We start from the raw sequence: 21,878 nt of genomic DNA, 5'->3' as shown, positions 1-21,878 counted from the left end.
AGCCACTTGATCATTCTGACGGTCCGGTGCCGCCCGGAACAGCAACCGGGCGACACGTCACGACGAGGCGAACGTTGCCTGATGCGGCACTAGCGACGTCCCTGATCCTGGCAATCAGTCGCTTCATCTTCACCTCCCCTCGGAGCGACTGGGGTTCCTCCTGTCGTCCTAAAGCGTCAGAGTAGCAGCTCCCAGAGACTCGTTGCAGGGCATGATGAGGCATCAAGTCCTTATAGATCATTTGGAGTTGGGCTACCGCATTGCGCGACCTGGCCAAGGCGGTGATCGCGTCTTTCCCGAAGTCGGTTGACGAGCGATTCCCGTGTGGAATCGGGGCCGGCGCCCGCAGTCCGCTCCCGGGAAGTTGACGTTGTCGGGTTGGCCCCCCAACTGACGTGGGGCCCAAGATCAAGTCGCCTGTGCGGAGTTGGGCTGTGGTGGAGTGATCTCGCGAGCGTGAGGCCGACTGCGGTGTGCCCGGGTAGCTCCTCCCGTCGAAGCGCGATCGACCCCCGTGGGTGCGGGGTGGACCACGTGCAGGCAAAGGGCCGCGGTGGCTCCGGGACATACCCCCGCGAGCGCGGGGCCGACGTGTGGAGTTGGGCTACCGCGGAGCAACCCCCGCGAGCGCGGGGCCGAGGGTAACAATACGGGACGGTGCTGTCGGGGAAGACGACGACGCCCTCCTCCACGACGGGCTGCTTGTCGGCGACGGCGTGCAGCTGGGCGTCGGCGTCATCCGGCAGCTGAGGGTCGGGCGGTCGTCGGTGTCGTCCCGCCGCTCTCACGCGCGGACCAGGGCGTGCCGGTGAGAAGGAGGGAATTTGCTACCGCTGTTACCGTCGCCCCACTGTCGAGGCGCCCTGTGTGGTCTGCGGCCAACAACGCCCGTGCTACCGGGAGCGAGGCGGCACCTTGACGTGCTGGGCCTGCCGGCCCCTGCCCGAGCGGACCTGTACCCGCTGCCGCCGAGCACGGCCGGTAGCCGCCAACTGGCCGTGGGCCCGGTCTGCACCCCCTGCTACCAGCGCATCCGCACCCGACCCGAGCCCTGCCCGCAGTGCGGAACCCGTCGTCCTCTCATCGGCACCGCCCAGCTCCCGGGCACCGGGGAGACGCCGATCTGCGGACCGTGCGCCGGAGCCGACACCAGCTACCGCTGCACCAACTGCGGCAGCGAAGAAGGCGCCTACGCCGGCGGCCAGTGCCTGCGTTGCGTTCTGCATCACCGCCTGCGCGACCGCCTTGCTCGGCCCGACGGAGCACCGCACCCCCAACTCAAGCCTCTGGTAACCGCCTTGACAGATTCGACGGAGGGTGCCAACACCTTGCGTTGGCTATCCGAGAGCCCCTCCGCTCGGCTCCTGACCCGCCTCGCCGTCGACGACCGGCCGATCGGCCACGACCTGCTGGACGAACTTCCTCCCGGACATGCCGAGCGCTACCTTCGCCACACACTGATCGCCACCGGCGTCCTACCGCCCCGCAACGACGACCTCGAACGCATCCCCGTCTGGCTCGACACCCACCTCGCCGAAAGACCCCCGCACCACGGCCAACTCCTCCGCCCGTTCACCACCTGGGTACTGCTCCGCCGAGCCCGCCGCCAAGCCGCCGGCAGTCTGCACACCACCTCCGCGGCCCAGCGGATCCGCCGCCGCGTTCGGCTGACCCTGGGGTTCCTGGACTGGCTCGACGCGCACCACCTCGACCTGGCCGCCCTCGACCAGAACCGGCTGGACTCCTGGCTCCTTGCGAAACGCTCCCACTACGAGATCAAGCCGTTCCTCGACTGGGCCGCCCAACGCGGCCTCACCAGCCCGCACACCATCGCCAACCCTCCCGCCGCCGCCATGGCCCCGATCCTGACCGAGGAAGAACGCTGGCAACAGCTCCGCCGATGCCTGACCGACACCAACCTGTCCCTCGAAGTCCGCGTCGCCGGATCCATCATCCTGCTCTACGGCATCCCTGGCGAACGGGTTCGCACGCTGACCTCCAAACAGATCCACGGCATCACAGTCGAGAAGACAGCCCTTCAACTCGGCCAGTCCAGACTGTGGATCCCACCCCGCCTGGCCGAACTCCTTCACCTGCTCGCCAACGCGCCTCACCAGCGCTCCACCATGACACGAAACCTCACCGACCAGACGCCCTGGCTGTTCCCCGGCGTCGTTCCTGGCCACCCGCTCAGCCGCAAAGCGTTCAACGACCGGCTCGCCCGCCAGGGCATCCACACCAGACCCGCCCGCACCGCAGCCCTCATCGCCCTCGCCACCGAACTCCCCACACCGGTACTGGCCGACCTCCTCGACATTCACATCCACACGGCACTGAAGTGGGCCCGCCGCGCGCAACGCGACTGGAGTACCTACCTCACCGCGAGGGCCACCGACCTCACAGCTGCCACGCAACCGGCTCGGCAATGAGCAGCCGGGCGGCGGTAGCGAAACGCTCTGCACCACAACCCGGTGGCGTCGTTGGAGGGTGGCGTAGAAGACTGCGAGCGTGTATCTCACCGACACAGGGCGAGAATTGACGTTCATTCCGATGGTTTCGTTCAGTGTGGGGCTGTCGGGTGGCACCCTGCTCATCCATCGTAAGGAGACCTGGCTTGACTGTCTCATGGGATCTGCTGATATCCACCGCAGGTGGTGTCACCGCAACGGTCGTGGGTGTCATCGCCGGCGGTGTCGTCGGGCGCCGCGGCCAGCACCAGCAGTGGCTGCAGGGGACGCAGACCGCTGCCTACGAGAAGTTCCTGCAGGCGTTCGGGGCCGTGGAGGCGGAGCTGCGTGAGGCATTCCTCGACGAGCGCAGGCCCGCCGTCGACTGGGTGCCTTTCGTGGCCGCCCAGCACTCGGTCAGCCTCGTTGCCGACCCGGCGACCAGCGCAGCAGCCGAGCGGGTCTGCGAGATCCTGGAGGACTTCACCATCCTGTTCCACGGTCGTCAGCCGACCGACCTTGAGGAACTGCGGCCGATTCATACCGCGCTGGGCGAGGCCCACTTGAGCTTCGTCAATGCGGCCCGGCGTTCCCTCGCCCCGTCCCAAAAGCACCTGGACCGATCACTGGGCGGCCCCTCGCCCTGGCGGGGTGTCGAGTCCTTCTACACCCGACCTGACAGAAGCCTCGACTGACCCTCGGCTAGACGTCCGACTGAAAGGCAGGAACATCAATGGATCTTCCGTGGGGAACCCTCATATCCACCGCCAGTGGAGCGGCGGCGACAATCCTGGGCATCCTCGTAGGTACCCTGGCCGGGCGCCGCAATGAATCCAGGCAGTGGATACGCGATCGGAAGATCGCGGCGTACGAGCGTCTGCTTCAGAGCTTCGGCGCGGTCGAGATCGGCATGCGCCACGCGTACTGGGAGCAGCGCGACCCGGAGGGGGTCGACTGGGAGGAGTGGAACGCCGCCTTGGTGTCGGTCAGCCTGGTTGCCGATACCGATGTCGGGGTGGCTGCGGAGCAACTCGGCATGGTCATCGGAGAGTTCAGTGCCTTCCCATTCGGGGAGCCGAAGGACATGGCGAAGCTTCGTCACATTCATACGAAACTCGATACCGCACAGCGGGAGTTCCTTCATGCCGCCAGGCGATCGATCCACGCGGCAGACACGAAGCAGGTCTCGTGGCGCCTGGGTGGTCCGCCACCCTGGGCGGAGCTTGAGGAGATCCATCAGCGCGACAATGAGACCGGCCGCGTCCTGCCCTGAACCGCATTGGCTCAGAGCGGCGTGGGACGTGCGCTGAGGTAGCCCGGCCCAGGGTGTGCGAGACCAGTAGGCATCACCCAACGCCGGTGCCGAGGCACACCGTGTCGGGCCGAAACAGTCATGCGAACGACGGCCACCGGTTGGCGGCCCACTCCCGCCAGCCCGCCCAGCCGAGGGGCGGGTTGGCGGCCCTGCAGCCTCCCGGCTCTGCCGCATCGGGCTCCTCGAAGTGCGCCCGCCCGTGCAGAATGTCGGCCTCGGTCATCGGGAACGTCTCCTCGGGAGTGGTCGCCCAGCGATGGGCGATCCGGGCGCGTTGGGTCTCATCGTTTACCGGCAGGTAGACCATGCGGAAGCACGCGTCCTCGGTCTCCACCAGCCAGCGGATCGCGGACCGTTCGTCTCGGGACCAACAGCCGTAGTCCACCACAACGTTGGTGCCCAGTCTGATCGCCTCCAAGGCGAGCCAGAGCATGCGCCCCTCCAGCACGTCACGCTTCCCGTCCGCCTCCGCCTCGCCAAACAGGGGAATCATCCAGTCGTCGGGCGTCAGGCGCAGCGCGCCGTGCTCATCGGCGAGCTGCCGAGCCCTCGTGGTCTTTCCGGCCCCTGGCAGGCCGACCATCAGGAACAACGTGGTCACGCCCAGATCGTGGCAGGGAAGCCGAGTGGACGACCACCGCTATATCTGCCTGATCCGGTCAGATCGCCCCGCCCCACGACCCGAACAAAGGCTCGATGTGACGCGTCACGTGGTCCGCCGGACAGAACCAAGCCCAAGGAATACTCCCCATGCTCAAAAACCCCACTGCACCAGTTGAACAGCGGCTGCGCGCCGAGCTGGCCCAGGACGACTTCGTCCTCGCCGGACCGGAGGCGTGACCGTGAGAACCCCGGGCAGCCGGCCTCGCACCGTCCGCAGGCGCAGAAGGGCGGCTGGAGCATGATGCTCCAGCCGCCCTCGCTCCTTCATCAGGCTGCCTGAACCGCTCGCCGGATCAGTGGTACTACCTTCTCCAGAGCGGCCGCCCCGCCGATCCGTACCTCCAGGTCCCCGGTGCCCAGGTGCCCGATCCCGCGCATGTCGCGAGTGAAGCCCTCCTCCAGCTCCACGGTGTCCGGGTCCAGCCGCAGGTTGAGCAGGATCACCTGGTGGCCCGGACGAAACACGACGCTTGCCACATTCCGCAGGCGGCGATAGGCGATGTAGTGCTTCTTGGCGAGGACCTCCACCTCGCCCGACGCGGTGAGTACCTCGTCTAGCTCGTCGTACAGATCCCGGAGGCAATCCGGGACGTCGCTGAGAACCGACAACTCGTCGGCCTCGGCAGCGGCGGTCGGCATCACGGCCACGCTCGATCTGCGCCCCGCCGCCGGGCTGACGGCTCCGGAAACCGGCTCGACGAGCTGGAGGCTCAGCAGCCCGCCGTCGAAGATCCGGTAGCGCACCAGCTCGATCCGCCAGGACCGGCCCAGGTCTCCGACCGCGACCCGGTCGTGATGCGAGTACCCGGCCGCGATGCACAGCGCCCGCGGAGCGCGCCAGTCGATGGACTTGGCCGCCTCCGCGCCCAGCTTCTCTCTTACGAGGGCCTCGAACTCGTGGCGGCAGCTCTTCAACCAGGTGAGGTAGGAGACGGCCTGCGAGATGACACCGGTGTCGTTGCCCTTCTTGAACTCGACCACGACGGGCACGTTGTTCTGGTCCAGGCCGAGCGAGTCCACCCGCCCTCGGTGCCAAGGGCCGGTCGAGTACTCCGACGCCAGGAACCGGATGCCGAGCATGATTTCCATCCCGGCCTCCACTCGGCGCTGCAACTGCACTTCCAGCGCCACCGTCGAGCCACGCAGCTCCACGTCCTGGCCGTCTGCCCCGAGCTGAAACACCTTGAGATCGCTCACCCAGTCCCCTTCGCACGATCGTACGAAGGGGCCAATCCAAGATGGCACTCCCATATTCCGCTTCGACTATGGCCGGAAGAAGGAAGATCGACCTTTCAAGGGAGGCGCCGGAGCGAGCCGCCGGTTCGCGGTCGCCCCCCGGACGGCTCGAAGACGCGACGGCAGTTGTGCCCGGTACGCCAGAACGGCGCGACGAACACGATCGCCGCGAGCACCTCGCTGGTCCCTCTACCGGACGGCCAGCACAGACTGTCACGCGCAGGAGGACAGAACCGGCCGTGCCGAAGATCGGCGCCGCCACAGTGGGCGAGCACCGCGCCCAGCAGCAAGCGGCGCTGATCCGGGCCGCCGTCGACGTCCTGGTGGAACGGGGGCCGCCGCCGTCACCTCGGCGAGCATGGGGGCTCGGGCGGGGCCCGCTTGACCCAGCGTGAGGTCGAACCGGATCATCACCAGCCGGCCCCGCTCGCTGGACGTCGGCCTGGTGGAGCTCCACCGTTCGAACAAGCCGAAGCAGGACGGCGACGTCCTGGCGGCGGACGAGGCCCGAGCCCGGTTAGTCGCCGACCTGATGTGCCAACAGGCTAGTGACTTCTGCACGTTGGTGGTGTGCAACACGGTCCGCTCCGCACAGCACACCGTCACCGCCCTCGACCACCTGCTCGATCAGGACGTGGAGGTCTTCCTGGTCCACGCCCGCTCGGCCTTGAGGCTCTCCTCCCCGTACAGACGGAGCTGCTCCAAGCAGATGAATGTGATGGTCCCAGCACTGCGTCTCCTCGCCGCGCGACGGCTGCGAGAGGAACCGCGGCTACTGGATCGATTTCGCTGACGCAATCGAACTGCGCGCTGACGAGTGGGTGGAACCACTCCCCGTGACCATCTTGGTCGTCCTTGCGGCAGGAAGCTGACGTGATTACGGGCGGTCCGACTTCGATTGTTCATGCCACAAACGTCTGGCGAGCGCGCAACACTTGGGACATGTCGACGCAACGTGACCTTCAACGGCAGATCCGACTGCTCTCCGAGGAAGAAGCAGTCAGAGCACTGGCTGCTGTGGTTGAGGATCGCGGGCTCCTCACCGCGGCTGGGGAGCTTCCCGCTCGCGGTGAGGAACTGCGGGACGCCGTAGGGGCTGAGGACCTGGCCGTATACGGGCGGCCGGAGGAGCCGCGCACGTCCGACGGGGAACTGGCGCGACTTGTGCTGGCGTATGCGGCGGATCGGGACGAGATGCTGGCTGGGACGGTCGGCGAGGCCGTCGAGTACGCGCGGGAGCCGGCCGAGCGCTTCGACGGGGCCATGCTCGGGGCTGCCGTGCTGGCCCTCACGCTGTTGCAGACCGATGTGCTCGTCAAGCGCGAGTCGAGCGGCCGATGGAGCTTCACCATCCGGAAGCGGGCGCTTCGGGAGTCCACCCTGGGGAAGGTCCTGACGGCGCTGCTGTCCCAGATCACCGGCAGCAAGTAGCCATCGGTGAAGGGAGGTTCGGCTGTGACGGTATCGGCGAGGGCCCTGTACGCATGGAACTGCCCGGAGTGCGGCCAAGGGTGCCAGGAGCCGGTCTGGCACATCATCGACGCCCGCGAGCGGGCGGACGTGCTGGAGGCCGACGGCCCAGGCGTGTCCTGGGTGGCCTGCACGGGCTGCGGGGCGCGAGCGCACATCGACGCGCCCGTGCTGGTGCTGCGCCCCGACGTGATCGTCCAGGTGCTGTTCGCGGCGTCCGTCGAGGACCTCCAGGCCGGCACCGGGGACGCCGCCTCCCGCATCCTGGCGGAGGCCGGGCGGGCCGGGGCGTTCGACGGCGGAACCATCACCGGGCAGACCATCCCCCTGCCACGCAGGGCGCTTCCGGTCGTGCTGGCCCGCGATGTCGACCGGGACCTCGACGACCCGGAGACCGCACGCCGTGAACTCCTCCGAGAGGGCCCGTCGACGGTCGCCAACTACGAGGTCTTCCTCGAATTTGCCCGGGCGGAGCGCGAGGCGGCGCGGGTGCGGTACCTGCTGCGTGCCGTGATGGTGACCCCTCCTGCCGCGTTCGCCCGACTCGTCGAAGACCACCCCGAGTTGACCACCTCCACTGACATCCGTGACGCCGCGAGGGAGGAACTGCGCTCGATGGCCGGCGCGCCCGTGGAAACCCTGCTCCGCGCGCGCCAGCGCCTGCTGGACGGCCTGTGCCGGAGCGACCCGCCACAGGAGGAGGTGATCCGCCGGTATTTCGGAGAACTGGAACGCTTCGGTCAGGGGCTGCGGGAACGGCTGGCGGTGCTGGACCGCAGGGCGCGGGAGACCAGAGGGGCCGAGGGCGTGCCAGCCGCGCGGGAGGCACTCGCCCTCGCCCGCCAGACCGGCGAGGCCGCACTGGAGACCGAACTCGCCGCGCTGCTAGGGTCCCGGCTGCTGGACGTCGTGCACGACGGGCTCGACACCGACCCGTCCGAGGCGATCGCCCTACTGGAACACGCCCTCGGCCGGCTCTCCGAGGGCAGCCTGGCCTGGGCCCAGGTGGCGAGCAACCTCGCCTCCGCGCACGAGCGGCGTCAGGACGGTGACTTCATGGAGAACTGGCTCACCGCCAGGGACCTCCTGGCTCGCGCGGCCGAACTGGACCACGACCTGCACCCGGACACCTGGGCGGTGATCCAGACGAACTACGGCTGGCTGCTAGCCTCGCGGCCCGGCGGCGGCCCGGAGGACCTCGGCCTCGGAATCGACCGCCTCCTGCTCGGCCTGCGAGCCCGCTCACCGGAACGCAACGCAGTCGACTGGGCCTACTCCATGCTCAACCTCGGCATGCTGCTCTTCCGCCGCGGACGGCCGGAGGACCTGCTCCAGGCGGAGCAGCGCTACCGCAGCGCACTCACCCACCTGCGCCCCGGAGACCACCCGCGACTGTGGGCGCAGCTGCAGTGCAACCTCGCGGACCTCCTGCTGTCACGGGCACCAGCGGACGCACTCGGCGCCCGCGCGGCGGTAACCGCCGCACTTGACCTGTCAGCCGCGCGGCCCGGCCTGGTCGACTCCGCGCGCGTCAAATGGCTGCTCGCGCGTTGTTATGACCGGCTCGACGGACCGGGCAGCGCAGAAGGACTCCGGCTGCGACGGGAGGCCCTTCTCGCCGCGCCGCCGACGGTCTCGCCGAGCCTGCACCTCGGCATCGGCAACGAGGTGCTCACGGCCCTCACCGACACCGAGCGGTGGACGGAGGCAGCCGACCTCGCCACCGGCCTGCTCACCGCGCTCGACGCGCTCTATGACGCCCAGGTCACCGGCCCCGGCCGCCAGGACGTACTCACCCGCTGGCCACCGCTCACCCGCTTCACGGCGTACCTGCTGACCCGGGCGGGGCGTCCAGAGCAGGCGGTCGAAGTGATCGAGCGCGGACTGGCGCGCGAGCTGTCGGTCGCGACCGGACGCGGCGCGGTGGCGCTGGCGGCCCTGGAGCGGATCGATCCCGCGCTGGCCCGTCGGTACCGGCAGGCGCAGGCGCGCTACCGGCGCGCCGCCGAACCGGCCGCCGCGGCACCGCACGGGCTCGACCCGGGAACGGCCGAACAGGCCGATGCGGAACGCGAGCTGCGGACGGTCACCGCGCAGATCAGGCGGATCCCCGGCATGGAACGCTTCCTGTCCACCAGCGGACCGGAGGACATCATCCGCGCCGCTGCCGGCAGGCCGCTGGCCTACCTGGTGCACACGCCGTGGGGCAGCTGCGTCCTGACGATCCCGCGGATGCCGGACTGCACCCCGCCCTCACCGGGCGCGAGCGCGAAGCCGCAGGTGGAAGCGCGGCCCCGGGTGCTGGGCACCGTCGTACCCGAGGTCTCCGGCGCCACCGTCCTCAGCCTCCTGATCACGGGGCAGGAGGACGAGCATGCACCCGGGGTGCTCCTGACCCAGCACGCCGGAGCCCTCAGACGGCGCAAGGACCTGCCGGCCGCCCTGGAGCGCCTCAGCCTGCTGGAACCGCTGCTGCGCCCGGTCGCCCGGCTCCTGGCGGAGGACCCGAGGCACGAAGCCGTGCTGATCCCGACCGGGTTGCTCGGCATGGTCCCGCTGCACGCAGTACCGGTCGGCCCCGGCCGGGCCGACGTGCTGGACGACGTCGGCACCCTCTACGTCTCCCCGTCGGCGGCAGTTCACGCGGCCTGCGGAGCAAGAGCCGTGAGTCCTCCGGAGGGGGCCCAGCTCCTGGTGGCGGTGGGCGACCCGGACGGCTCGCTGCCCGGCAGTCGGGCCGAACTCGACGAGGTCGTCCGTGTCTTCGAGCCGCTGGGGGAGGTCCACCGGGCGATGGGGGCCAACGCCACCGTGGGGTGGCTGCTCGACCACGTCTCGGAGGCGTCCGTGCTACACCTGAGCTGTCACGGCAGCGCGGACGTCGGCAGCCGGGGTGCCTCGCTGGCGCTGGCCGACGGACGGCTGGACGTCGAGGTCCTGGCCCGCCGCCAACTGCGCCGCTGTCGGCTCGTGGTGGCCAGTGCCTGTCAGTCCGGCCACTTCGAGATCGTACGGATGCCCGACGAGTTCGTCGGGCTCCCGGCCGGGTTCCTCCAGGCCGGGGCGGCCTGCGCGGTGACCAGCCTGTGGCAGGTGGATGACCTCGCGACAGCGGTGCTGATGACGCGCTTCCACGAGTTGCTCGCACCTGCGGGTGCCGCCGGGAGCGACCCGGTGCGGGCGCTGCGCGAAGCGCGGTCGTGGTTGCGCGGCCTCACCGGGGCAGGGCTCGCGCAGTACATGGCCGGCCGCCCCGGGCTGGCCGGACTGGCCGACCGCTACGCCGCGCCGGCCGCCGACGGGCAGCCGTTCGCGTCGCCGCGGCGCTGGGCAGGGTTCACGGCCTGGGGAGTCTGACCGCCCCCTTGGTCAGTCCAGTGACATGGGGCCGCCCGGTCGCAGCAGGTAGGACGCGAAGGTGTGCGGGGAACCAGGGGAATTGATCTGCATCCGCGTGTACCGGCCGCCCACCAGACCAGTGACGGTGACCTTGGCCGGGGCGTGGACCGGCCGACCCAGCGCGCAGTTGGGGACGCACGGCACCTCCTCCTTGGTGCCGATCGCGGTGGCGGTGGGCGTTCCCCAGCCGGACCAGGTCAGGTCCAACAGCGAGAGCTTGCCGTCCCCGCAGGCGAGTAGCAGGTACGTCGGCTCGACGACGTTCCCCTCGTAACAGCTGGCGATCAGGGCCGGCTGCGTGCTCGGTTTCGTGTCGGGTGGCGGGGCCGGTGTCCTGGTGGCCCGTTCCGGCTCCGCCGTCGGGGTGGGGGTGCGCTCGGGGACCACCGTGGGGGTGGGAACGACCACGGGTGGTGGCGTGGAACTGGGCGTCCCCACCGTCGGGCTGGGCGTCGCCTGCCGCAGCGGGGGCTGGGTGACGACCGGGACCGGCTTGCCGACCTCGCGGATGCCACCGTCGGACAGAAGTTGCGGTACGAGCAGGCCGCCGGTCACCGACAGGGCGGCGGTGACGGCGCCGACCACCAGGAGTTCCCGCCGGGCGGCGCCCGACCACTTCCGGAGGGCAGGCTTCCGGGCAGCAGATGCGCCGGGCGCCGGACGCTTGGATTCCGTACGTGCCGCCTCCGCACGTTTCGCCTCTGCGCGGAACCGGGCGACCTCGGTTTGCTGGTGTTCGATCAGCTCGTGGACCGCAGCCGGCCAGGGCCGGTGAACAGGAGCGGCGAGCCGGGCGAGGGAGTCCAACAGACTGCCGACGCTCGGCCGTAGTCCGGGATCCTTGGCCAGACAAGGAGCGGCGATGCGCTGGATCTCCTCGGGAAGCCTTCCGAGATCCGGTTCGGTGTAGACGATGTTGTACAGCGTCTGCGGAATGGACGGTCCGATGAACGGGCACGCGCCGGTGTAGGCCAACAGTAGGACGGCACCCAGCGAGAACACGTCGCTGGGCGGGCCAGCCGGAAGCCCCTGGGCTTGTTCGGGGGACATGAAGGCTGGGGAACCGACGAGCAGCCCCGTGTGGGTGAGGGTGGTCCCGTCCTCACTGTCGGCCGCGCGGGCGATGCCGAAGTCGATGAGCTTGGGACCCTCCTCGGCGAGCAGGACGTTCGACGGTTTGATGTCCCGGTGCACCAGTCCGGCGTGGTGGATGTCGGCCAGCGCCGTGGCGAGCCCGGTGGCCAGTGACAGCAGGGATGGCGCGGGCAGGGTGCCGACCGTCTCCACGGCTTCGTGGAGGGAGAGTCCTGGGATGAAGCCCGAGGTCAGCCAGGGCTCGGGCGCGTCCGGGTCGGCGTCGAGGACCGTCGACGTATTGGCGCCGGTGAGGCTCCGGGCGGCCTCCACCTCACGGCGGAAGCGGGCCCGGAAGCCGTCGTCCTCCAGGAACCGCTGGTGCACCTGCTTCAGCGCGACCAGCCGTCCGTCCGGAGCGGTACTCAGCAGCACCCGGCCCATCCCACCCCGGCCCAGTTCCGCGATCGGTCGGTACGGACCTACCGCGATCGGATCGGTCGGCATCAGCTGCTTCATTCGGTCCCCCGAGACCGGTAGACAGTTCTGCTGGAAGTCTGGCTGTCCCGCGCGGCTGATCGCAAGGAACACGTGGAGAAAAATTGCTGCAGACTAGGCACTTGATCGACGATCATTTCCGTCAAGTTAGGCCCCTGGAAGGTTCGCAACTGGTTCGCCTTTGCCACCTTGTCGTTCGTGGTGGCTGAGTCATGGCGCAGCCCTGGAAGGCTTGACGTACCAGGGCCTCTATCGCTGTTCACACAACGGGGCGTGCATCGGACCTGTCCTCTGGCTTGGAGAGGACCGATGCCCGAATCAGGTGTTGCGTTGCGCTGGGCGCGGCTCGATCATGGGCTCCAGCCAGGCCAGCATCTGCTGCAGCCGAAGCCGTTTCAGTCCGCTGAGCTCGGGATTCTTGATCATCTCACGCAGCCAGGTGGCCGATTCCAACCCGGCATCGGCGGCCCAGGATGTCCTGGAGGAGAGCGAACTCCTGATCATCCGGCGGCCGGAGGAATTCCAAGGCGTGGCGCCAGCAGTCGAGGGCGGCCTCTCGTTGGCCGAAGCTGGCCAGACCTCTGGCGATGTCCCGGAGGTCCTCGGTGTAGATCTGTGGTCGACTCTTGAGCGTCGTGAGCAGTGTGGGAATGTAGCTCAGGCCCTCGATCTCGGTCAGGGTGAGGAGTGCCTCGATGACGGGCCGCCCGACTGTTGTCGGGGCTGCGAGTAGCCGGTGCGCCAGCGTCGCGGCGAGAGAGGCGAAGGAATCGATCGATTCTGTCGTGAGCGGCGCCAATACACCTCTCATCCATTCGGGATCGCACTCAGGCCGCTCGGCCAGAAGCTTTGCCAGGAATGGGCCACACTCGTCGGGCTGCGCCTTGATCAGGATGCCTACGGCTTCCTCGTAATTCGTCTTTCCCTGCTGTGAGCTGTCCGTGAACAGGTCTCGTCGCGGACCGCGCCGACGCCGTGTAGGCCGGGCGGCCATCCACCTCGCCGGTATCTTCATCTGGTTTGCTCGGTGATCCGCAAGAAACGGCTTGTGGTGTCCGGGGGCTCGGGTTCAGGCGGTGCGGGTGGCGGTGATGAGGTGGTAGTCGAGGAGGCCGTGGCGCCAGGCGTGGAGGAAGTTGCGGGTCCAGTGGTCGGTGGGGACGGTGTCGGCGAGGTAGCGGTCGAGGCCTGGCCAGACGTCGGGGCCGATGGTTTCGGTGGTGACGTCGGTGAAGCTGGCGTTGGTGAGGTCGGTGGTGAAGCCGTCGAGGGTGTGGGGGACGTCGAGGCCGTCGGCGAAGCTGGCGAGGAGGATCTTGAGGCGTTCGGTGATCTCGGGGCCGGGGGTGGCGAAGAAGGTGGTGACGACCAAGCGGGCGCCGGGACGCAGGACACGGGCGGACTCGCGGACGAAGCCGGTGAGGGCGCGGAAGTGCTGGACGGCCTCGACCGAGTAGAGGCCGTCGAGCGAGGCGTCGTGGAAGGGGAGTTCGTCGGCCGAGCCGATGGTGTAGCCGAGCCGGTCCGGATAGGGCCATCGCGCGGGCGTTGACGGCGCGGGCGCGCCCGACCTGGTCCGGATGGATGTCCACGCCCGTCACCGAGGCGAAGCGGAACTCCCGTAGCGCCAGGGCCGCACCCAGCCCGCGCCCGCAGCCGACCTCCGCCAGCCGCAGCCGCTCGCGCGGCTCCGGGAAGGCGCGCAACACCCGCCGGTACAACTGCTCCTGGCTGCGCACCCGGTCCTCGGCGGTGGGGGCGGCGAGGTTGATCCCCTGCCAGTCACCGAAGTTGATAAATCCGCCGCCGAAGCTGGCCGCTTTGGCGAGGTCTTCGGCGCCGTAAGTCCGGCGCACGGTCGGGGGAATGGGGTCCTGGTTCATGGTCTTCGGTTCCTCGGGGTGGCGTGCAACCCCCGCGAGCGCGGGGCCGACCTCCGTCACTGCCGGGATGGAGCCGGCGCTCGGAGCAACCCCCGCGAGCGCGGGGCCGACATGACCACCCTCACCTCGTACGGGCCGCGCCAGGAGCAACCCCCGCGAGCGCGGGGCCGACTCGGTGTGGGCCTGGCCCCAGGCGACGAGCTCGGAGCAACCCCCGCGAGCGCGGGGCCGACTTCGGGACCGGCTGGGCCAACTTCGGCGGCCAGGAGCAACCCCCGCGAGCGCGGGGCCGACCGCACGGGCGCCTTGGAGCTGCCAGCGAGTGCGGAGCAACCCCCGCGAGCGCGGGGCCGACCCGCCGGGGTGGGTGCTCTGGCCGCGCCACACGGAGCAACCCCCGCGAGCGCGGGGCCGACGCCGCGCGAGGGTTCTCCCTGCGGTGCTGCTGGGAGCAACCCCCGCGCGTGCGGGGCCGACGGGAACCGGCCTTCGAGGAGGCCCTTGTAGAGGGAGCAACCCCCGCGAGCGCGGGGCCGACCTGCCGATGCAGGATCCGAGCAAGGCCCCCGTCGAGCAATCCCCGCGAGCGCGGGGCCGACTGCTTCTTGTCGAGCGGCTTGATCACGATCTTCGAGCAACCCCCGCGAGCGCGGGGCCGACGCCGGTGGCGACGATGGCCATGACGGCGAGGAAGAGCAACCCCCGCGAGCGCGGGGCCGACGGCAGGGGAGTCGGCGACGTGCTGAGGGTGACGGAGCAACCCCCGCGAGCGCGGGGCCGACAACCCGACCCGGGGCAGGGGCGCCGACGCTCTGGAGCAACCCCCGCGAGCGCGGGGCCGACTGGGAGCCGTCCGCCGTCGTCCACAGCGTGCAGGAGCAACCCCCGCGAGCGCGGGGCCGACCCCATGCTCCTCCTCCTCCTCGACGACGGCCAGGAGCAACCCCCGCGAGCGCGGGGCCGACGGTCGGCCGGTCGGGCGAGCTGTGGTGCTCGCGGAGCAACCCCCGCGAGCGCGGGGCCGACGTCGAGCGGCGAAGCGCGGCGCAAACAGTGGGGGAGCAACCCCCGCGAGCGCGGGGCCGACTGCGGCACCTGGAGGCCGGACCACCGGCACTGGGAGTAACCCCCGCGAGCGCGGGGCCGGCCGGGCAGGGGCTGCTGGGTGGGCTGCTGGTCGGGAGCAACCCCCGCGAGCGCGGGGCCGACAGGACGCCGGGGGCGGCGATCCCGCACATCAAGGAGCAACCGCCGCGAGCGCGGGGCCGACGGTACCAGCTGATAGCCGAACTTCTCGGCTACGGAGCAACCCCCGCGAGCGCGGGGCCGACGGAGGAGTTCAAGGCACACGGGAGCTGACCGACGAGCAACCCCCGCGAGCGCGGGGCCGACGACGCCCGACTGACCGTCCTGTGTGGGCACGCGGAGCAACCCCCGCGAGCGCGGGGCCGACCGCGTGCCGCTCGTCCCGGTCGCTGATGCCGACCGAGCAACCCCCGCGAGCGCGGGGCCGACCTCTCGGCCGCCGCCGGACGCGGCCACGCCGACGAGCAACCCCCGCGAGCGCGGGGCCGACGCGGTCGCGAACACGTACCGGAACCTGCTCAAGGAGCAACCCCCGCGAGCGCGGGGCCGACGTGATGGCGGGGTGGGTGAAGGTGTGGCGCTGCGAGCAACCCCCGCGAGCGCGGGGCCGACCGTACGGGCCCCGTACCGGCGCCTGACCTGCGGGAGCAACCCCCGCGAGCGCGGGGCCGACGTGGTGGCCGCGTTCGGCGCCGTCACCGCCGCGGAGCAACCCCCGCGAGCGCGGGGCCGACTTCGGCGGGTCGGACGGTGAACCGGCCGGGCCGGAGCAACCCCCGCGAGCGCGGGGCCGACGGTCTGCCCGGGCCTCGGCTGGGGTCCACCTTGGAGCAACCCCCGCGAGCGCGGGGCCGACCCCCGGCCCGACACGCCGGGCGCGTCGATGGAGGAGCAACCCCCGCGAGCGCGGGGCCGACCCCCGGCCCGACACGCCGGGCGCGTCGATGGAGGAGCAACCCCCGCGAGCGCGGGGCCGACACCAACACCCGTGCCAGCGGCGGGAGTTGGGGAGAGCAACCCCCCGCGAGCGCTACAACACGTAGCCCCCGTACGAGACGTTGTAGCCGGAGCAACCCCCGCGAACGCGGGGCCGACCGGCCGCCGCCCGGGGGGGCCGACGACCACCGGAAAGAGCAACCCCCGCGAGCGCGGGGCCGACAACAACAGCCGTTCCATCGGCGGGAGTTGGGGAGAGCAACCCCCCGCGAGCGCGGGGCCGACAACACGTAGCCCCCGTACGAGACGTTGTAGCCGGAGCAACCCCCGCGAGCGCGGGGCCGACCGCTGCAACAGCCTCTGGAACACCTGAAAGCGAGAGCAACCCCCGCGAGCGCGGGGCCGACCGGGAGGCAGTCGACCGGGCGGTGCGGACGGCGGAGCAACCCCCGCGAGCGCGGGGCCGACGTCCACGCGCCATGCGAGCACCACGGGAAGCTGGAGCAACCCCCGCGAGCGCGGGGCCGACACCAGCACAGCCGGCGGGAAGCTCACCGCCCGAGAGCAACCCCCGCGAGCGCGGGGCCGACCTCTCGGCCGCCGCCGGACGCGGCCACGCCGCCGAGCAACCCCCGCGAGCGCGGGGCCGACGTCAAGGCCGGCGCCGACGCGGACGGCTCGCTGGAGCAACCCCCGCGAGCGCGGGGCCGACGGCCTTCACCTGACCCGCGAGCAGGAGGCCGCGGAGCAACCCCCGCGAGCGCGGGGCCGACGAGACGCACCACCTCCGCCTGGACCGGGGAAGAGAGCAACCCCCGCGAGCGCGGGGCCGACCGAGCATCGGCCAGCTGACGAGTGACTGGTGTCGAGCAACCCCCGCGAGCGCGGGGCCGACGTCGCAGTCGCGGCCCGTTGCAGCGGGTCGCTGGAGCAACCCCCGCGAGCGCGGGGCCGACCGCAAGACCCGTGAGCTGACCGGGCGTTCGCCGGAGCAACCCCCGCGAGCTCGGGGCCGACACTGACCCCCCAACTGGAGCTCCCCTTGGCCGAGAGCAACCCCCGCGAGCGCGGGGCCGACGCGCAGCATCTCCGTCGGCGTCAGCAAGAACCGGAGCAACCCCCGCGAGCGCGGGGCCGACCGCAAGACCCGTGAGCTGACCGGGCGTTCGCCGGAGCAACCCCCGCGAGCGCGGGGCCGACTGGTCGGGGGAGCCGGTGCCCTGCGTCCAGCTGGAGCAACCCCCGCGAGCGCGGGGCCGACTGGTCGGGGGAGCCGGTGCCCTGCGTCCAGCTGGAGCAACCCCCGCGAGCGCGGGGCCGACCACGTCAGTCGACTTGCGGATGATCCTGACGTTGAGCAACCCCCGCGAGCGCGAGGCCGACGAGGGTCAGGTCAGCGCCGTAGAGCCGGACGTGGAGCACCCCCGCGAGCGCGGGGCCGACAGCGGGGCGGACGATGCGAAGGTGTACCACGCGGAGCAACCCCCGCGAGCGCGGGGCCGACTTCCCCAAGCAGCCCCCGGCCGACTCGCCGTGGGAGCAACCCCCGCGAGCGCGGGGCCGACCACGTCCGGGCCCTGGCTGCGTACGACGCCGGGGAGCAACCCCCGCGAGCGCGGGGCCGACCCTCTGACCTGCGGCGGAGTCCTGAAAGTGGGGGAGCAACCCCCGCGAGCGCGGGGCCGACGGTGCCGTCCTTGTGGCCGAGGATGTGGCCCAGGAGCAACCCCCGCGAGCGCGGGGCCGACGCGACGGCGGCTTTGTTGTTCGACTGCTGGGGGGAGCAACCCCCGCGAGCGCGGGGCCGACCCTGCGCGTATCTGCTGCAGCGGTGCGCGCAGAGAGCAACCCCCGCGAGCGCGGGGCCGACTGTTCCTTATCCGCCGGGCGCTGGGCTGGCACGGAGCAACCCCCGCGAGCGCGGGGCCGACACGTCGCGGCGGCCGAGGATCTCGCACAGCACGGAGCAACCCCCGCGAGCGCGGGGCCGACCAGGTGGCGCTGGCCGTCCGCGTACGCGCGCAGGAGCAACCCCCGCGAGCGCGGGGCCGACGAAATGTGCGGACGGACATGGGTCGTCCTGCCGGAGCAACCCCCGCGAGCGCGGGGCCGACCCTTCACTGCCAGTCAGGCCGTCGACGGTGCCGGAGCAACCCCCGCGAGCGCGGGGCCGACGAAGCCCACGGCGTCGGCACCCTGGGCGCCATGGAGCAACCCCCGCGAGCGCGGGGCCGACAGACGCTCGGCCGAACCCGTCGGCGCGTGCCCGGAGCAACCCCCGCGAGCGCGGGGCCGACTGGCGTGGTGGCGGCGGAGAAGGGTGAACACGGGAGCAACCCCCGCGAGCGCGGGGCCGACAACTTTTTGCGCTACCCGAAGCTGCCGAACCTGGAGCAACCCCCGCGAGCGCGGGGCCGACTTCTGCCCGCTTCCGGACTCGTCACGTGACGAGGAGCAACCCCCGCGAGCGCGGGGCCGACCTCGGTGGCGCCACGGCGCTGGCTGGCCGCGCGGAGCAACCCCCGCGAGCGCGGGGCCGACGAGCCTTCGCCACGTCTCGGGGCCCGGGTAGCCGAGCAACCCCCGCGAGCGCGGGGCCGACCGCCGCCCCTTGCCGGGCGGAAGTCGCAGCGCGGAGCAACCCCCGCGAGCGCGGGGCCGACTTCGAGCGAGCCCGGGGTGTCGATCAGCACATCGAGCAACCCCCGCGAGCGCGGGGCCGACACTATCTGACCTGCAATGATTGGCGTCAGGAGGAGCAGGTTGATTCAGTTCGATCGGTGGGTAGTCCGGAGACGACTCGATGCATTGCCTCCATCTCTCCCTGTTCCGAACCGACTTGTCAGTGATGTGCTCTACGCTCCGCAGCGTACTCGTACGTGGAGGTTGGGGCATGGTCGAGGACCGTTGGCAGTGGTATCCGCCCGAGGTCAGGGGTTGGTTGGGTGCGTTGTGGGGCAAGTCTGCGGGGCGGGCCGGGGGGACGGTCAACCTTCTGCTGTCACACATGCTGGACACCGCCGCGGTGGCGGAGATCGTCTGGGACCGTTACCTGCCGCAGGTGACGCGGTGGCGTCTGGATTCTGTGGCCGGCGGCGCGGGCAAGGGGCGGCGTCTGTTCGCGTGGTTGTGCGGGATTCACGATCTCGGCAAGGCCACTCCGGCGTTCGCACGTCTCGATCCGGCTGGCGAGGCTGATGTTCGCCGGTCGGGGCTCTCGTGGGACAAGTACGTGGTGAATGCGACGGCTTGGCGGCACGACAAGGCCGGCGGCCGGCTACTGCGGGCGCTGCTGGAGAAAGCGGGCTGGGAAGAGGGGCAGGTCGACTGGGTGTGGCCGCTGGTCGCCGGCCACCACGGGTTGTTCCCCACGTTGGGGCAGTTGGCTCCGAAGAGGGAAGACCTGCAGGGGAAGGGGCCGTCGTGGAAGTTGGCGCAGTCGGCGCTGGTGGAGGTGTTCTCCCGGGAGCTCGGCTACGAAGGTGAGTCGCCGCTTGCCGGTGTGGAGCCTGCGCTGGTGCCGAGCCGTGCGGTGCAGCTCCAGTTGTCGGGCTTCGTGGTGATGGCGGACTGGATCGCCAGCGATGAGCTGCACTTCAAGGGTGTGCCCGAACTGGCGAAGGTGACGATGTTTCAGGCGCGGCAGCGGGCCGCGGACGCGTGGTCCAGGCTCGGTCTGCGCGGCGGGTGGGGCGCGTTGGCGGTGCCCGGCCCGGAGACGTTCCGGGACCGATTCGGCCACGGGCCCAGGCCATCGCAGGAGTTGGTCTTGGACGTGGTGCGTCGGATGGGCGGGCCGGGCCTGGTGATCGTCGAGGCGCCGATGGGGGAGGGGAAGACGAAGGCGGCGCTGGCGGCGGGCGAGCTGCTGGCCGCGCGTTACGGCGCGGACGGCGTGTTCCTTGGGATGCCGACCCAGGCGACCGCGGACCCGATGTTCACTCAGCTCCGATCGTGGCTGCGCAAGGTCGAGGAGGGGCTGGAGGACCAGGTCGCGCTGCTGCACGGCAAGCGGATGTTCAACAGGAAGTGGCGCGCCCTGCTGGAGGATGCGGGGGAGTGGGGACAGAACGCCGACTGCCGCTTCTCGTCGGTGGACGAGTTCGGAATGCGGGACGACTGCTTCGACGGCTGCGAGGGCGGCGAGCGCAGGGCTCCCGCCGAGTGGTTCCTCGGCCGTCGCCGTGGTCTGCTGAGCCCGTTCGCGGTCGGCACCATCGACCAGCTCCTCTACGCCGCGACCCGCACCAAGCACGTGATGCTGCGCATGGCCGGCCTCGTCGGCAAGGTCGTGATCCTGGATGAGGTCCATGCCGCCGACGTCTACATGTCGCAGTTCCTGCTGGAAGGCCTGTGGTGGCTCGGACAGGCCGGGGTGCCGGTGGTATTGCTGTCGGCGACGCTGCCGCCGGAGCAGCGGCGCCGCTTGGTCGCCGCCTACCTGGCCGGCACGCAGTCGGCGGAGGCTTCGCAGGTGCTGGAGGTCCCCGAACCGCAGGGCTATCCGAGCGTGACGGCGGCCTGGTCGGGGCAGGACGGCCGGCTGGAACTGCTGGTCGAGAGCACCGAGTCCTGGCGCGATGATCTCGCGGTGCGGGTCGAGGTGCTCGACGAGCCACCAGCGCAGACCGATTCCCGGCCCTCGGAAGACGCCGGCAAGGCGGACGCGGCCGTGGTTGACTACCTGAAGGAGCGCCTGGTCGACGGCGGATGCGTCCTGGTCATCCGCAACACCGTGGCCCGCGCCCAGTCCACGTTCGAGGCCCTGCACAAGGAATTCGGCGCCGACGTCCACCTCCTGCACGGCCGCCTGCACGCAGGCCACCGGGCCGACCGCACCCAGGAGGTCCTGAAACTCCTCGGACCGCCCGCCGAAGGCTCCCAGCGCCCCGAGCGGCTCATCGTCGTCGCCACCCAGCTCGCGGAGCAGTCCTTCGACGTCGACGCCGACCTGCTGATCACCGACCTCGCACCGATGGACCTGCTCCTCCAGCGCATCGGACGTCTCCACCGCCACGACGGCGTCAAACGCCCCCGCCTGCTGTCGAGGCCCACCGTCGCAGTCACCGGCATCCACCTCGACGATGACCGCGCGCCGCACATCCTGCGCTCGTCCGAGGGAATCTACGGCCGCTACCTCCTGCTGCGCACTGCCGCCGAGGTCGAGCGGGCAGCGACAGCCGACGCAAGCACGTGGAGCATCCCCGGTCAGGTGCCCGACCTGGTTGCTCGGGTGTACGGCACCGAGCCCATCGTCCCGGCCGAGTGGACCGAGGCAGAGGAACAGGCCCGGCAGGACTGGGAAAAGCGGCAGGCTGAGCGTCGCGCGCAAGCGTCCCAGTACCTGCTGACCCGGGCCGGCGAGCACGGAGCGCCAACCCTGGAGGGCCTGCACTTCGGAGCCCACAGCAGGCTGGCCGAGGGGCAGTTCGAGGCGCTCGTGCGCGACGGGGACCGGAGCGTGGAAGTCATCCTGGTACGCCGCACCGGGGATGAGGAGATCCACGCGATGACGGGCCGCAAGCTTGGGCCGAACGGCGAGGTGGCGGCCGAGATTTTGGACGACGTGCTCTCCGGAACGGTACGCCTGCCCACCAAGCTCACCGGGGTGGCCGAGCAGGCTCTCGGTCCGCTGCCGGGCTGGCGCGACCATCCGTGGTTGCGGTACAGCCTGGCCCTGGAACTCGACGAGCAAGGGGACGCGGTCCTCGGCGACTTCCGTCTACGCTACGACGACCTGCGAGGCCTCGAGGTGAGCGGCGGGCCCGAGTACCGGTAGAGCGTGCGGGCAGAACAGGCGGAGTTCCCGTTCCGCCCACGCGCCCCAACCCCGCGACCGCGGGGCCGACTTGCAGCCGAAACCAGCTCGCA

General features: G+C 70.8%; 12 protein-coding genes, 1 pseudogene and 2 CRISPR repeat arrays. Of the genes and pseudogenes, 7 read left to right on the top strand and 6 right to left on the bottom strand.

Going from position 1 to position 21,878, the window contains the following annotated elements; translation table 11 throughout:
* Positions 1-1,328 precede the first annotated feature (1,328 nt).
* The 3 genes from ACZ6Z8_RS04670 (at position 1,329) to ACZ6Z8_RS04660 (ending at position 3,720) form a co-directional block, all read left to right on the top strand.
* On the top strand, positions 1,329-2,429 hold the full coding sequence (locus tag ACZ6Z8_RS04670; RefSeq protein WP_465606273.1) for a hypothetical protein: 1,101 nt from the start codon (positions 1,329-1,331) through the stop codon (positions 2,427-2,429).
* A gap of 185 nt (positions 2,430-2,614) precedes the next feature.
* A complete protein-coding gene (locus ACZ6Z8_RS04665; protein WP_465606272.1) occupies positions 2,615-3,142 on the top strand; it encodes a hypothetical protein in 528 nt (175 codons plus the stop codon).
* 38 nt (positions 3,143-3,180) lie between these two features.
* On the top strand, positions 3,181-3,720 hold the full coding sequence (locus ACZ6Z8_RS04660) for a hypothetical protein (protein ID WP_465606271.1): 540 nt from the start codon (positions 3,181-3,183) through the stop codon (positions 3,718-3,720).
* Positions 3,721-3,838: 118 nt separating this feature from the next.
* On the opposite strand, the gene ACZ6Z8_RS04655 is transcribed toward ACZ6Z8_RS04660, so the two are convergent.
* Together ACZ6Z8_RS04655 and ACZ6Z8_RS04650 are read right to left on the bottom strand one after the other, a co-directional pair.
* Complete coding sequence (locus tag ACZ6Z8_RS04655) at positions 3,839-4,363, bottom strand: P-loop nucleotide/nucleoside kinase family protein (RefSeq protein WP_465606270.1); 525 nt, start codon at positions 4,361-4,363, stop codon at positions 3,839-3,841.
* Positions 4,364-4,692: 329 nt separating this feature from the next.
* Positions 4,693-5,622, bottom strand: coding sequence for a DUF5655 domain-containing protein (locus tag ACZ6Z8_RS04650; RefSeq protein ID WP_465606269.1), 930 nt, complete (start codon positions 5,620-5,622; stop codon positions 4,693-4,695).
* Positions 5,623-6,052: 430 nt separating this feature from the next.
* Here ACZ6Z8_RS04650 and ACZ6Z8_RS04645 point away from each other — a divergent pair, with 430 nt between their 5' ends.
* From ACZ6Z8_RS04645 to ACZ6Z8_RS04635, 3 genes are all read left to right on the top strand, one after another.
* A complete protein-coding gene (locus ACZ6Z8_RS04645; RefSeq protein ID WP_465606267.1) occupies positions 6,053-6,454 on the top strand; it encodes a hypothetical protein in 402 nt (133 codons plus the stop codon).
* Between the two features lie 149 nt (positions 6,455-6,603).
* Positions 6,604-7,092 (top strand): hypothetical protein, encoded by a 489-nt coding sequence (locus tag ACZ6Z8_RS04640; RefSeq protein WP_465606265.1) that lies wholly within the window; start codon positions 6,604-6,606, stop codon positions 7,090-7,092.
* A gap of 24 nt (positions 7,093-7,116) precedes the next feature.
* Positions 7,117-10,488, top strand: coding sequence for a CHAT domain-containing protein (locus ACZ6Z8_RS04635; RefSeq protein WP_465606263.1), 3,372 nt, complete (start codon positions 7,117-7,119; stop codon positions 10,486-10,488).
* A 12-nt stretch (positions 10,489-10,500) separates the two neighbouring features.
* Here the strand turns inward: ACZ6Z8_RS04635 and ACZ6Z8_RS04630 are convergent, their stop codons facing one another.
* The 4 genes and pseudogenes from ACZ6Z8_RS04630 to ACZ6Z8_RS04615 form a co-directional block, all read right to left on the bottom strand.
* Positions 10,501-12,111: a serine/threonine-protein kinase gene (locus ACZ6Z8_RS04630; protein WP_465606261.1), complete on the bottom strand. Its 1,611-nt coding sequence runs from the start codon at positions 12,109-12,111 to the stop codon at positions 10,501-10,503.
* A 418-nt stretch (positions 12,112-12,529) separates the two neighbouring features.
* A complete protein-coding gene (locus tag ACZ6Z8_RS04625) occupies positions 12,530-13,117 on the bottom strand; it encodes a hypothetical protein (RefSeq protein ID WP_465606259.1) in 588 nt (195 codons plus the stop codon).
* A 54-nt stretch (positions 13,118-13,171) separates the two neighbouring features.
* Positions 13,172-13,474, bottom strand: coding sequence for a hypothetical protein (locus ACZ6Z8_RS04620; protein ID WP_465606257.1), 303 nt, complete (start codon positions 13,472-13,474; stop codon positions 13,172-13,174).
* Positions 13,475-13,525: 51 nt separating this feature from the next.
* Positions 13,526-13,609 (bottom strand): annotated as a pseudogene (locus tag ACZ6Z8_RS04615) (hypothetical protein); the annotation flags it as partial.
* 398 nt (positions 13,610-14,007) lie between these two features.
* Positions 14,008-16,049: direct repeats of the CRISPR family, unit length 29 nt; unit sequence GGAGCAACCCCCGCGAGCGCGGGGCCGAC.
* An 87-nt stretch (positions 16,050-16,136) separates the two neighbouring features.
* Positions 16,137-18,731: direct repeats of the CRISPR family, unit length 29 nt; unit sequence GGAGCAACCCCCGCGAGCGCGGGGCCGAC.
* Between the two features lie 169 nt (positions 18,732-18,900).
* Between ACZ6Z8_RS04615 and cas3 the strand changes: the two are divergent.
* Positions 18,901-21,786, top strand: a complete 2,886-nt coding sequence (gene cas3, locus ACZ6Z8_RS04610) for a CRISPR-associated helicase Cas3' (RefSeq protein ID WP_465606255.1) — start codon at positions 18,901-18,903, stop codon at positions 21,784-21,786.
* The last annotated feature ends 92 nt before the right edge of the window (positions 21,787-21,878 follow it).

The organism is Kitasatospora sp. NPDC101108 (assembly GCF_055584725.1).
This window is presented reverse-complemented; position numbering and strand designations above follow the sequence as displayed.

What these genes read in the sequence shown, in the direction of transcription:
- ACZ6Z8_RS04660 (WP_465606271.1), top strand. Translation starts at nt 3,181, where the DNA reads ATGGATCTTCCGTGGGGAACCCTCATATCCACCGCCAGTGGAGCGGCG.
- ACZ6Z8_RS04640 (WP_465606265.1), top strand. Translation starts at nt 6,604, where the DNA reads ATGTCGACGCAACGTGACCTTCAACGGCAGATCCGACTGCTCTCCGAG.
- ACZ6Z8_RS04630 (WP_465606261.1), bottom strand. Translation starts at nt 12,111, where the DNA reads ATGCCGACCGATCCGATCGCGGTAGGTCCGTACCGACCGATCGCGGAA.
- ACZ6Z8_RS04625 (WP_465606259.1), bottom strand. Translation starts at nt 13,117, where the DNA reads ATGAAGATACCGGCGAGGTGGATGGCCGCCCGGCCTACACGGCGTCGG.
- cas3 (WP_465606255.1), top strand. Translation starts at nt 18,901, where the DNA reads ATGGTCGAGGACCGTTGGCAGTGGTATCCGCCCGAGGTCAGGGGTTGG.